Genomic DNA, 11,978 nt, shown 5'->3' with positions numbered 1-11,978 from the left:
GAGCGGTGGACGAGTACTGGGTGGCCGTGGTGTGGACGCTCGCGCCCACGATCGTGGTGAGCGCCCTGTTCTTCTACGTCCTGCGCAGCGTCATCCGCGCCGATCGCAACGAGCGTCGCGAGTACGCGAAGATCGAGGCGCAGGAGCGCGCGAAGCGCGGTCTTCCCCCGGCGCCTGTGATCGCAGCATCCGACAGCACACCCGCCGTCACCGAGAACTGAGCCGGCCGCCCGTTACGCTGGGCTCAACCGGTCGGGGTCGAGGGGAGGCGCCGTGGAGTTGACGCTCACCAGCTGGGCGCTGATCGCGGTCCTGCTCTTCGACGTCGTCGTGCGCGTGACCGCCGTGATCGTCGTCCCGCGCGACCGTCGCCCCACCGCGGCGATGGCGTGGCTGCTGGCGATCTACTTCATCCCGCTCATCGGCGTCTTCCTGTTCCTGCTGATCGGCAACCCGCGCCTTCCCCGCAAGCGCCGCCGCATGCAGCAGCAGATCAACGACTACATCCGCGAGACCAGTCAGGGCCTCGACTTCGGCACCCTGCGTCCCGGTGCGCCCGACTGGTTCCGCTCGCTGGTCACCCTCAACCGCACGCTCGGCGCCATGCCGATCGCCGGCGACAACGGCGCGACGCTCATCCCGGACTACCAGCAGAGCCTCGACGCCATGGCCGACGCCATCCGCGAGGCCGAGCACTACGTCCACGTGGAGTTCTACATCCTGCAGTCGGACGTCTCGACGGACAACTTCTTCCGCGCGATGGAGGAGGCGACCGCGCGGGGTGTCACCGTCCGAGTGCTGCTGGACTATTGGGCGAACCGCGGCAAGCCCTTCTACAAGGCCACGACGCGCCGCCTCGACGCGATGGGCGCCCAGTGGCACCTCATGCTCCCGGTGCAGCCCCTCAAGGGCAAGTACCAGCGCCCGGACCTGCGCAACCACCGCAAGCTCGTGGTGATCGACGGCAAGGTCGCGTTCACCGGATCGCAGAACATCACCGACTCGACGTACAACCTGCGCAAGAACATCCGCCGGGGCCTGCACTGGGTGGACCTCATGGCGCGGGTCGAAGGGCCCGTCGTCGCCTCGATCAACGCCGTCTTCCTGTCGGACTGGTACAGCGAGACCGAAGAGGTGCTCACCGACGAGATCAACCTGTTCGACGTGTCGTCCGGCCCGGGCGACCTGGACTGCCAGATCGTCCCCTCCGGCCCCGGTTTCGAGTTCCAGAACAACCTCAAGCTGTTCGCGGGCCTCATCTACGCCGCCCAGCGCAAGATCATCATGGTCAGCCCGTACTTCGTCCCGGACGAGGCGCTGCTGCTGGCCGTGACGACCGCCTGCCAGCGCGGCATCCATGTCGAGCTCTTCGTGTCGGAAGAGGGCGACCAGGCGATGGTCTACCACGCGCAGCGCAGCTACTACGAGGCGCTGCTGCGCGCCGGCGTGCGGATCTTCATGTACCGCAAGCCCTACATCCTGCATTCGAAGTGCATGACCATCGACGACGAGGTCGCCATCATCGGATCGAGCAACATGGACATGCGCTCGTTCGGTCTGAACCTCGAGATCTCGATGCTCGTGCGCGGCGAGGAGTTCGTCCGGGACGTCCGCGGCGTCGAGGACATGTACCGCGGCCTCTCGCGCGAGCTCACCCTCGAGGAGTGGATGAAGCAGCCGCTGCGTTCCACCGTCCTCGACAACCTCGCCCGCCTCACCTCGGCGCTGCAGTAGGCCATGCCCTTCGCCGAGGTCGACGTCCCGCTGGGCATCCGGCTGCGACTGGCACGCGCGGCGGTACAGACTATCGCCGACCAGGCCCACGCGGACGTCCTGCACATCAAGGGTGACGCCGTCGACAAGAGTCTGCGACCGATACCCTCCAGCGGCTCCGACGTGGACGTCCTCGCGCGTCCCGACCATGTGAGATCCCTTCACTCCGCCCTGCTCGAACACGGCTGGCGCGTCTACACCACGTACGCGGAGGGATCGCCCTTCGAACACGCGCAGACCTACGTGCATGATCTGTGGGGCTATCTCGATCTTCATCGGCACTTCCCGGGGATCGGCCGACCTGCTGCCGACGCCTTCGACCTGCTGTGGGCCCGGCGCGGTTCCATCGATGTCGGCGGCGTCGCATGTCCCGTTCCCAGCGTGAGTGCTCAAGCGGCGATCCTCGTGATGAACGCGGCGCGGAGCACTCCGGCCCGCAGCGAGGACCTGGCTCGACTGTGGACCACGGCCACGTCTGATCGCCGGGCGGATGTCGTTCGCGAGATCGCCGAACTCGGTGCGCACGTCGCCTTCGCCGCGGCGACGGGCCGGCTCGAGGACTACCGGCGCTCTCCCGACTATCGACTGTGGCGAGCCGTGGTGCGCAGGGGCGGACGTCTGGAGGAGTGGTGGGGACGGCTATGGGCCACACCCACGTGGCGGGGGCGCGCGCGTCTGATCCTCCGTGCCCCGCTCGTCAACGTCGCCCACCTCTCACACCGCCTCGGCCGACCTGCTCGACGGGCGGAGGTCATCCGGGAGTTCTTCTTGCGGCCCGCCCGCGGGCTCGGAGAGCTGTGGCGCGCAAGAGGGGGCTCGTCGTGATCGGATGGCGCCCTGCAGACGACGTCGCCGTGGAGGCGCGCACTGACGCGGTGTACGTGGCTCGCCTTCCCGACGGGCCGATCGTCGTCCTCGACGCGGTGGCGGGCATCATCTGGGAGGAGGCCTGCGCATCCGAGGATGCCGTGGGCATCGTCGAGCGGGTGGCGTTGCGCACGCAGTCGCCCCCCGCAGAGATCGCACCGGCGGTCCGGGCATTCCTCGATGAGCTCGTCGATGTGGGGCTGCTCGTCACGCCGCCGTCGCGGCGCATCGACGGCCACGCGTGAGGAAGCGGGTGCCATACTGAACCCACTTCATCGAGGGAAAGTCATGGGACCGACCGACGCACGTGTCGCGGGGCGGCGAGCGCGCCTCGCCGACTGGTGGTCGGGCGTGTGGCGCTGGATCCTGGTCGCGCTCGCCGCCGCGGCGGTGACGTACCTGCTTCTCGATACGAGGAGCGGTGACAACGTCGCAACCGCCGTTGCGCTCGCGGCTCTCGTGGTCGCTGCCGTCGCGACCTATTCGACGCCCATGGCGATGTGCCTGATGGCCATGCCCGCCCTTTTCGTCGTCCAACGCGTGAGCTTCGGCGGCTTGAATCTGTCGATGTCGGACGCCGCTCTGGCGGCGGCGTTCGGCACGGCCCTGCTTCTCGGACATCGGCCGTACAGCGATGCGCTACGGCGGCTGCTGGTGGTGAATCTGATCTACCAGTTCGCCACTCTCTTCACGGTGCTGGTCAACCCCCAGGTCGCGAACACGGTCGAGTGGTTCCACGCATGGATGCTGATCTCAGGCGCCCTCGTCGTCGGCTGGGCGCTCGGACGCGGCGGACACGCTCGCACGGCGCTCGTGCTCATGCTCGCAGCCGCAGCGGTCATCGGGCTCGGCACGGTCGCGAGCGGCATCATCCAGTACGCGTCGGGGGACTTCGGCCCGGTCTACCCCCAGTGGCCCGTCCCCATGCACAAGAACTTCGCGGGCACCGCGCTCGCGCTGGTGGTCATGATCGTCTATGTCAATCCGCCGTGGGCCGACCTTCCGACCCGGTGGGTACGGCTGCTCTTCTGGCTGTTCATCATCGCCATCGTGATGACGCAGGCGCGGCAGGCGATTCTCGGTCTGATCGTCGCCATCCTGATCGTCGTATCGCGGCGAGGTGCGACAGGCCATTCGCGGGCCGCACTGCTGCTCATCGTTCCTGCGGCGTGGGTGGTGGTCAGTCTTGTCGTCGATCAGATCGAATCGCAGAACCAGCACAATTCACTGTTCCAGCGATTGGACTGGTTGCGTGAGGTCTACGCGTACTCGAAGCACGCGCCGGTCTTCGGCCACGGGCTCCGGTTCTGGTATTACGACCGAACCGTGCCGTATCAGCCGCCCCAGGCCGAGCTCGAAGTCGTCGCCAGTTCAGGGCTCGTCGGTCTTGCCGGCTTCGTGGCGATGTGGGTCGGCATCATCGCGATCCTCTGGCGGCTGAACCCCGCGTACGGCACTCTGGCGCTGACGATCACTGTGAGTCGGCTGGTGCAGGGGCAGTTCGATCTGTTCTGGTCTGCCGCCCAGGTGTCGATCCCCTTCGTCGTCGCCGGGATCTGTCTGGGGGTGCTGGCCCGCGACGAGGACGCGAAGGCCCTCGGAGCAGCCGGTGCGGCGAAGCATCCCGGACAGATCTGGTGGCGCCGCGGAGCGCGTGCCATAGCATGAACGCAGAGACGTCGTTCTGCGTGCGCGGGCGGCGTCGGTACTCGGGGGAGGACCATGGGGCTGCGGGACTATTTTCGCGGACTGCGCAGGCACTGGATCGCCATCTTCCTGATGACGATCGTGGGACTCGCCGCCTCCTACGGTTGGGTGCTCCTTCAGACGCCCGTGTACCAGGCTTCGGCGAGCGGTCTGATCCAGACTCGGGAGATCCCGGAAGGTGCGAGCGTGTCGTTCGGAGACAGCCTCGCGCGCTCGAAGGTCGAGACCTATCTCGATATGGCGAGCTGGCAACGGGTTGCGGATGAGGCGGCGTCGATCGTCGGATTGGATCCGTCCGCGGCGGCCTCGCGCATCTCTGTCGCCAACCCCCGCAACACCGCGATCTTGCGGGTGACCGCTGTAGGGGCTTCTCCGCGGGAAGCCGCCGCACTCGCGGAGGCGTGGATCGTCGCTCTCGGCGATGTCGTCGACGAGGTCGAGGGAGGGCCAGGGGGAGAGTCCGAACTCGAGATCCTGGTGGCCTCCGCCGCAGCAGTGCCGACAGCCCCGATCTTCCCGGTTCCGCAGACGGCGCTGATCGTCGGCGCCGTGATGGGCCTGGGATTCGGCATCGCGTTCGCGCTCATCAGGACGGTGTCGGATCGCCGGATCCGCAGCGCGGAGGATGTCGAGTCCCACACCGGTCTGTCGGTCGTCGGCGCGATCCCGGTCGCCGGTGGGTTGAGCGGTGATGAACGACTCTTCCCGACCGGGACGTCCGCCAAATCCGGCGGCTTCGCCGTCGCGGAATCCCTGCGAGCGCTGCGGACGAATCTGCAGTTCATGGATGTCGACAATCCGCCCCGGACGATCGTGGTCACCAGTCCTCTGCCAGGCGACGGCAAGTCCTCCATCGCCTGCAACCTCGCGGTCACCCTGGCGCTGAGCGGTCGTCCGGTCGTGCTCGTCGACGGCGACCTGCGCCGCTCCACGGTTGCCGAGACGATGGGGGTCACGGGTGGCGCGGGCCTCAGCGATGTGCTCGCCGGTCGTGCCGAGCTCACCGACGTGCTGCAGCGGTCCCCTCACGCGCCGAGCCTGTTCGTCCTCGCGGCCGGCAGCAGTCCGCCGAATCCGAGCGAGGTGCTCGGGTCCGCGCGGATGAGGACGCTGCTGACCGACCTCGCTCGCCATGCTGTCGTCATCATCGATGCACCCCCGCTTCTTCCCGTCACAGACGGCGCCGTGCTGACACATCAGGCTGACGGGGCGATCGTCGTCGTGAGCCTCGGGAAGACCACGTACGACCTGCTGGACAAGGCGCTCGACACGCTCCAGAAATCGAGTGGACGGGCGCTGGGGATCGTCATCAACCGCTCCCCCTCCAGGGGAGTCGATGCCGCGTCTTACTCTTACGAGTACCGCCGCGCGTACGCAGTCCCCGACGTGCCGCCGAACGGCCTCGATGCGGACACCCTCGACGACGTCGAGAACGTCGCCGACGAAGAGGTGAAGGAGGACACTGTGAGCACGCGCCCCGCAACCAAGCCGAAGACGCGGCCGAGCACCAGCGCGCTCGACGCGCTGTTCGCGACGGCTGTCGCCGATGATGCGGGCACGGACGTGAACCCGGTGCGTCGTCAGCGCGTTCGTCGCGAGTGAGCGGTCGCGGATGACCGACTCCCTGGCGCCGTCCGCTCGACAGGCGCTCCGCGCCCGTGCGATCGCCTTCTACTTGCCGCAGTTCTTCCCGATTCCCGAGAACGACCTCTGGTGGGGCCCCGGCTTCACCGAGTGGACGAACACCGCCCGCGCCCGCCCGCTCTTTTTCGGCCACCGCCAGCCCACGCTTCCAGCCGACCTGGGCTTCTACGACCTGCGGGTGCCCGAGACGCGTCAAGCACAGAGCGATCTCGCGCAGTCGTACGGCGTCGAGGCGTTCGCGTACTGGCACTACTGGTTCGGTGGCGGTGAACGGATCCTCGAACGCCCCTTCCGTGAGGTGCTCGAGGGCGGCGAACCGGACATCGCCTTCTGTCTCGCCTGGGCGAACCAGACGTGGACCGGCGCGTGGCACGGGGCGCATGACAAGATCCTCAAGCAGCAGCGGTATCTCGGCGCCGACGACGACGCGGCGCACTTCGCCTCCGTGCTGCCGGCATTCCTCGATGACCGCTACCTACGGGTCGACGGGCGTCCGGTGTTCTACGTCTTCCGGCCTGAGGAGCTGCCTGATCCCGCGGCCTTCGTCGATCGGTGGCAGGGACTGGCGCAGGCGGCAGGGCTGCCGGGTCTCTATCTCGTCGCCGAGATGAGCGACCTGCTCGGTCGTGGCGCGCGCTATGTGCGAGGGCAGGCTGATGGCTTCGACGCGAGCGTGTACATGCGCATTCCGGCCGCCGTGAACGGGTGGAGCCGAGCGCGGATGCGGATGCTCCGCAAGATGCTGGGTGGCCCCGAGGTATGGCCGTACTCCGACACGATCCTCGACCAGTCGCCGGACACCGATCATGTGCAGCCCTGCGTGTACCCGAACTGGGACAACACTCCGCGGGCCGGGCGTCGGGGACTCGTCCTCCAGGATGCCGCACCCGAGAAATTCGAGCGCAACGTCAGAGCAGCCGTCGCCCGATTGGCCGACCGAAAGCCCGCCGAGCGTCTGCTCTGGGTGAAATCGTGGAACGAGTGGGCCGAGGGCAATCACCTCGAACCGGACCTGCGCGACGGGCACGGCTGGCTCGAAGCGCTGAAGGCGGGACTCTCATGACGACCGACGGGTCGGACCGTCTGCGCATCGCCATGATCTCGTACTATCTGCCGAGCGAGAGCAAGATCGGTGTGGGCTACCAGGTGCACGCTCTCGCAGACGAACTCGCTCGACGCGGGCACCAAGTCGACGTCTACAGCCCGTGCGCGCCCGTCGAGGGCGCGCACTACCGGACGGTGCATCTGCCCCAGACGGGCGCTTTCCGCACCTTCCGCTTCGCATGGGTGATGCGGCGGCGTGATCTATCGTCCTACGACGTGCTTCACGCCCACGGCGAGGACTACTGGATGTGGCGACGTCGGGTACCGGTCCACATCCGCACCCTGCACGGGTCGTGTTTCGAAGAGGCCAGACACATCCGGGGCTTCAAGGAGCGACTGCGAATGGTGCTCCTCGGCTTCTCCGAGGTCCTCGCGAGCGTCGTCGCCGACCGTGCCGTGCTCATCTCGCCGCAGACCCGGCGGTGGACGCCGTGGGTGACCACCGTCATCCCCAACGGCGTGGACGCGGATCTGTTCAGGCCGGGGATCGCAGACCGGTCGCCGGAGCCGACCATACTGTTCGTCGGGACCTGGCGGGGGCGCAAGCGCGGCGCCGACCTCGCGCGGATCTTCTCCGACGACATCCGACCGGTCGTGCCCGGGGCGACACTGCGCATGGTGACGCAGGATGCGCCCGAGGTCCTTCCGTCGGGCGTGATCGCGCTCGGGCGGTTGAGCGACGAGGCGCTCGCCGCGGAGTACCGGCGCGCCTGGGTCTTCTGCCTTCCGTCTTCCTACGAGGGTTTCGGCGTGCCCTACGCCGAGGCGATGTCGGCGGGCCTGCCGGTCGTGGCCACTCCGAACATCGGTGCGCGTTACGTCACGGACAACGGCCGGTGCGGCATCCTTGCGCCGCTGGACCGGCTGGGCGACCGGCTGATCGAACTTCTTCGGGATGAAGTTCTGCGGGAGCGACTGACGAAGGCCGGGTTGAGTCGTGCGAAGCTGTTCGCGCTCACCCGGATCGCCGATCAGTACGAGGAGCTGTATCGGGCATCACGCGTGCATCCAGCATCGTCAGCAGCCCGTCGCTGACGCCGGGCTCGACTTTTCGGCAGAAGGGTGAACCGGATGCGGTGATCGCGTCGAAGTCCGCTTCGGTGAGCACCTTCGGTCTATCTCGAGCCGATTCCCACCACACTGCGGAAACCGGAGGGAGATCCGCCGCCGGGTGTTGCCAGGACAGGGGGGTGACGAGAGCGGACTCGTCGGGGATGATGCTCCGGCGGTACAGGCGGCGCAACGTCGACCCTGGTGCGTAGTGCACGTCGAGGAGCGCGTCGAGCTCATCGCGTCGGACAGCGAGCCACTGGCTGCCCACGAACACGGGCCCGGGCATGTGAGTCCGACGCAGGCCGTAGTAGACCCCGCGCCCGCGGTGCACCGACCGTGTCGTGAGCAGCGGTTCCATGCGAAGCATGGCCGCGTCTCTCGCTCGACGCCAGGCCTTCGCCAGCGCGGTGTCGAAGGACATGCCCCGACGCGCCGCCGGGGACTGCATCCACACATATCCGTAACGGGTCCAGGTGTCGTCACCCTCCCCGCGCCGTCGACCCCACTTGGGTCGGTAGGACAGGGGGTGAGCGGTGCCCAGCCAACCCGGCGCCTCGACCGCGATCTTCTCCCACTCGGCGAGTTCGCGAGCGGGGTAGTCCTGCCCTGACAGCAGCACGACCAGATCCGGAGACGACCAGCGGCGTGCCTCGGCGAAACCCGCGAGCGTCGCCTCGACCAGTTCCCAACTGCCCCAGTCCGCGGCGAGGCCGTGGCGCAGGATCCGGCAGCGCGGATCGTCGGGCTGGGGGAAGTGCTCACCTCGCTCGTCGTGCACCAGCAGCACGCGGGCGTCGCCTGCCGACGCGAGGATCGTGCGAGTCAGGCGCTCCACCTGCGCCCATCCGCGATGAGTGAGCACGACGTACACCACGCTCGGCTGCATAGCCGCCAGGGTATCGGTCGCCGGTAGGCTGTCGCCGATCGGTCGGGGGAGCATGGACGAACGCGTCGCGCACACGGTATGCATCGTGACGTACGAGCGGAGGGACTTCCTCCGGCGAGTGCTGGAGTCCCTGGATCGCGAGGTGGATCCGGCCACGGAGGTCGTCGTCGTGGACGCGTCGGCCGTCAGCGCTGCCGACGAGGTCGGGAAGATCCGCCCATCGGCCACCTACGTGCACGACACGTCGGTGGCAGGTTGGATGACCCGGGCCCGCAACGTCGCTCTGCGACACGCGCAGGGTGATGTCGTCAGCTTCCTGGACGATGACGTCGTGGTCCGTGCCGGCTGGCAGTGGAGCGTGCTCGACGCGTTCGTCGATCCTGCGGTGGCTGCCGTCGCGGGGCGCACGTGCAACGGCGTCGCCGGCGAAGAGCATTACGCGCTGCCGATCGGCCGACTGCTGGACGACGGCTCACTGACCGAGGGCTTCGCCGCGCTCACGACGGGACCGGTCGAGGTCGATCACGGCATCGGCGCGAACATGTCCTTCCGCGCGACGATCCTGGAGCGGCTGGGCGGGTTTCGTGACGACTACCCGGGCACAGCCATCCGGGAGGACACAGATGTCTATCTGCGGATCCGTGCTCTCGGCGGTCGAGCGGTGTTCGTCCCGTCTGCCGCGGTCGACCACCTGCCGGCGCCGCACGTGAAGGGTGCGCGGTTCGACACCCGGTACAAGCTGTACGCCCGGCGGAACCACATGGTGCTGCTCGCCCGTGACGGTGGTATGCGGTCGCCTCGGCTGCGGCGCTGGGTGGCGAAGCAGCTGCAGGAGACTCTGCGTGTCCCGACGGCGCGCCGAAAGATCGAGCGCGTCGTGGTCACGCTGCTCGGAATCGGTTGGGGTGCGGCGGCGATGCTGCGCCAGGCCAGGTGGCACCCCCTTCCCGTCGAGCGCGACGACGCCGCGGGAAACCGGGTCCGCGCAGCGCTGAGGACTGCGCGCGGGCGCGTCTGACGGGCGCATCACCGTCGGCGCGGTGATCTCACTCGAGCCGGCCGAGCTCCACGAGCCGGGCGAAGTCTGCGTTGGCGGATTTCACCTCGCTGAAAGTTCCGACGCTCTCGACGGTACCCTCGCGCAGGAAGACCAGCGTGTCGGCGCCGCGGACCGTCGAGAGCCGGTGCGCGACGATGACGATGGTCAGGCTGCCCTTCAGGCCGGCGAGCGTCTGGGCGATCTCGTGCTCGGTGACGTTGTCCAGCGCGGACGTCGCTTCATCGAGGACCAGTACGCGCGGTTCACGGTAAAGGGCCCGCGCGAGACCGAGTCGCTGACGCTGGCCCCCCGACAGCCGCGCTCCGCGCTCCCCGATCACGGTATCCAATCCGTCGGGGAGGCCGGCGATCACGTCGTCCAGCTGTGCCATGCCGATCACCCGCCGGATGCGGTCGGCGTCACGGCCGTCGGCTGCCATCCCGAATGCGACGTTCGCGGCGATCGTGTCGTTGAGCAGCACCACGTCCTGCGGCACGACCCCGAGATTGCGGTACCACGAGGCGGGATCGTCGAGGATCGGTCGACCGGCGCACTCGACGGCGCCGGCGGTCGGCTTCAGAAGCCCCAGGAGCAGGTCGAGCAACGTGCTCTTGCCCGCGCCGCTGGAACCGACCAGCGCCGTCGTGGTGTTCTCCCGAATCACGAGCGAGACCCCGGCCACGGCGTCCTGCTCGGTGCCCGGGTATCGATAGCTCACGTCCCGCAGGGCGATGTCGCCGGCGTAGGCGAGGTCACTGCGCGGTCGCTCTTCGTGGATGCCGCCGGCGTCGAGCTCGGCAACGGCGGCATCCAGGATGCCGAGCCCGACACGTCCTGTCCGAATCGTGACGAGGTTCGCGCTGACGCGCGTGAGTGTGGGGAGGGCTCGGACCGACGCTGCGGCGAATACGCCGAGGACGGTGATCGCCTGCTGCGGAGTGCCTGTGGCGAACAGTACCGCCGAGATGAGCGTGATGGCGAGGATGAAGCCGATCTCGAGAACGTAGCGGGGCGATTCGGCGATGATGCTCATCTGCCGGGAGGCGCGCGCGATCCTGAGGCGTGCCGCGCCGAATCCGGCGACGAAGGCGGCTCCGCTCGAGGTCAGGCGCGCCTCGCGGAACCCGTCGAGCGCGGGGATGAGGTACTGCCAGGACTGCAGTCCGGCCTGCGCCATCTCTTCGCCGATGAGGGACTGGCGCCCTCGCAGCAGTCGTTGCACACCGAGGACGAAGAACGCGAACATCGCCACGGTCATCAGGGTGATCAGCGGCGCGGTCACGGCCAGCACGATCACGATCGCGAGGAGCATGAGGAGGTCGGTGCCCAGGCTCACGACACCGAGGAGGACGGAGGCTGCCTGAGTCGTGCTGTCGTTGATGTTCCTGTAGATCTCGCTCATGCTGCGCGCACGATGGTCGGCGTACGGAGCGAGCACGTATCGCCGCATGAGCTCGGTCGAAACCCGAGCCGAGATGCGGGTCGTGCGGCCGAGGAGCCACCAGCGGAAGGCGATGGCTGCGAGGCTCTTGCCGACGAACAGGACCGCGATGATCCCGGCGACGAGGGGGATGAGGGTCGACGGCGCGGAGGTGCCGACGACATCGGCGATCATCCCCGCCGCACCGCCGCCCGTTCCGCTGATCAGCTGGGTGAGAGGCACCATCGCGGCGACGCCGAGCGTGTCCAAAAGGGCCAGAACGATGGAGACGGCAACGGTGGCGGTGATCCATCCGCGAGGGCGCACGCCGGCCATGCGCAGCAGGATCCTCAGCTGTCGCAGAAGGCTCTTCACGTCCTGCGCACCTCGCATGCTGTCCCCCCGGATCGCGCTCGAGGCGCGGAGTCCCCGGCCTCGATTCGAGTCCGTTCACGCTACCCGCTTGCGGTGACGGCCCTGTAGGG

The 11,978-nt window shown here is 68.2% G+C and carries 11 protein-coding genes; 9 read left to right on the top strand and 2 right to left on the bottom strand.

Features of this window, described 5'->3' with window-relative positions; genetic code table 11:
* The first annotated feature begins 5 nt into the window (after positions 1–5).
* From ACYVF4_RS06320 to ACYVF4_RS06285, 8 genes are read left to right on the top strand one after another with little or no spacing between them, the layout of a single operon-like run.
* The gene (locus tag ACYVF4_RS06320) at positions 6–221 is read left to right on the top strand and encodes a hypothetical protein (protein ID WP_460720910.1); all 216 of its coding nucleotides are present in this window, start codon (positions 6–8) and stop codon (positions 219–221) included.
* A 58-nt stretch (positions 222–279) separates the two neighbouring features.
* Positions 280–1,734 carry a cardiolipin synthase gene (gene cls, locus ACYVF4_RS06315; RefSeq protein WP_460723060.1) on the top strand — a complete coding sequence of 485 codons (1,455 nt, stop codon included), beginning with the start codon at positions 280–282 and terminating at the stop codon, positions 1,732–1,734.
* A gap of 3 nt (positions 1,735–1,737) precedes the next feature.
* Positions 1,738–2,598, top strand: a complete 861-nt coding sequence (locus tag ACYVF4_RS06310; protein WP_460720908.1) for a nucleotidyltransferase family protein — start codon at positions 1,738–1,740, stop codon at positions 2,596–2,598.
* A gap of 29 nt (positions 2,599–2,627) precedes the next feature.
* Complete coding sequence (locus tag ACYVF4_RS06305; protein WP_460720907.1) at positions 2,628–2,885, top strand: PqqD family protein; 258 nt, start codon at positions 2,628–2,630, stop codon at positions 2,883–2,885.
* A 43-nt stretch (positions 2,886–2,928) separates the two neighbouring features.
* Positions 2,929–4,308, top strand: coding sequence for an O-antigen ligase family protein (locus tag ACYVF4_RS06300; RefSeq protein ID WP_460720905.1), 1,380 nt, complete (start codon positions 2,929–2,931; stop codon positions 4,306–4,308).
* A gap of 54 nt (positions 4,309–4,362) precedes the next feature.
* Positions 4,363–5,949 carry a tyrosine-protein kinase domain-containing protein gene (locus ACYVF4_RS06295; protein ID WP_460720903.1) on the top strand — a complete coding sequence of 529 codons (1,587 nt, stop codon included), beginning with the start codon at positions 4,363–4,365 and terminating at the stop codon, positions 5,947–5,949.
* 10 nt (positions 5,950–5,959) lie between these two features.
* Positions 5,960–7,054, top strand: a complete 1,095-nt coding sequence (locus ACYVF4_RS06290) for a glycosyltransferase WbsX family protein (protein ID WP_460720901.1) — start codon at positions 5,960–5,962, stop codon at positions 7,052–7,054.
* Positions 7,051–8,130 carry a glycosyltransferase family 4 protein gene (locus ACYVF4_RS06285; RefSeq protein ID WP_460720899.1) on the top strand — a complete coding sequence of 360 codons (1,080 nt, stop codon included), beginning with the start codon at positions 7,051–7,053 and terminating at the stop codon, positions 8,128–8,130. The genes ACYVF4_RS06290 and ACYVF4_RS06285 overlap by 4 nt, the downstream gene beginning before the upstream one ends.
* Here ACYVF4_RS06285 and ACYVF4_RS06280 read toward each other — a convergent pair.
* Positions 8,051–9,034: a hypothetical protein gene (locus ACYVF4_RS06280; protein WP_460720897.1), complete on the bottom strand. Its 984-nt coding sequence runs from the start codon at positions 9,032–9,034 to the stop codon at positions 8,051–8,053. The two genes, ACYVF4_RS06285 and ACYVF4_RS06280, sit on opposite strands and share 80 nt — an antisense overlap.
* Positions 9,035–9,086: 52 nt before the next feature.
* Between ACYVF4_RS06280 and ACYVF4_RS06275 the strand changes: the two genes are divergently transcribed.
* Entirely contained in the window at positions 9,087–10,052 is a 966-nt protein-coding gene (locus ACYVF4_RS06275) for a glycosyltransferase family 2 protein (RefSeq protein ID WP_460720895.1), read from the top strand.
* Positions 10,053–10,080: 28 nt separating this feature from the next.
* On the opposite strand, the gene ACYVF4_RS06270 is transcribed toward ACYVF4_RS06275, so the two are convergent.
* Entirely contained in the window at positions 10,081–11,868 is a 1,788-nt protein-coding gene (locus tag ACYVF4_RS06270) for an ABC transporter ATP-binding protein (RefSeq protein ID WP_460720893.1), read from the bottom strand.
* Between the last annotated feature and the right edge of the window lie 110 nt (positions 11,869–11,978).

This window comes from Microbacterium aureliae (genome assembly GCF_054780155.1).
Note: the sequence above shows the minus strand (reverse complement) of the source record. Positions and strands in the feature narration are given on the sequence as shown.

Coding starts and splice junctions, on each gene's coding strand:
- ACYVF4_RS06310 (WP_460720908.1), top strand. CDS start 1,738: ATGCCCTTCGCCGAGGTCGACGTCCCGCTGGGCATCCGGCTGCGACTG.
- ACYVF4_RS06300 (WP_460720905.1), top strand. CDS start 2,929: ATGGGACCGACCGACGCACGTGTCGCGGGGCGGCGAGCGCGCCTCGCC.
- ACYVF4_RS06295 (WP_460720903.1), top strand. CDS start 4,363: ATGGGGCTGCGGGACTATTTTCGCGGACTGCGCAGGCACTGGATCGCC.
- ACYVF4_RS06290 (WP_460720901.1), top strand. CDS start 5,960: ATGACCGACTCCCTGGCGCCGTCCGCTCGACAGGCGCTCCGCGCCCGT.
- ACYVF4_RS06285 (WP_460720899.1), top strand. CDS start 7,051: ATGACGACCGACGGGTCGGACCGTCTGCGCATCGCCATGATCTCGTAC.
- ACYVF4_RS06280 (WP_460720897.1), bottom strand. CDS start 9,034: ATGCAGCCGAGCGTGGTGTACGTCGTGCTCACTCATCGCGGATGGGCG.
- ACYVF4_RS06275 (WP_460720895.1), top strand. CDS start 9,087: ATGGACGAACGCGTCGCGCACACGGTATGCATCGTGACGTACGAGCGG.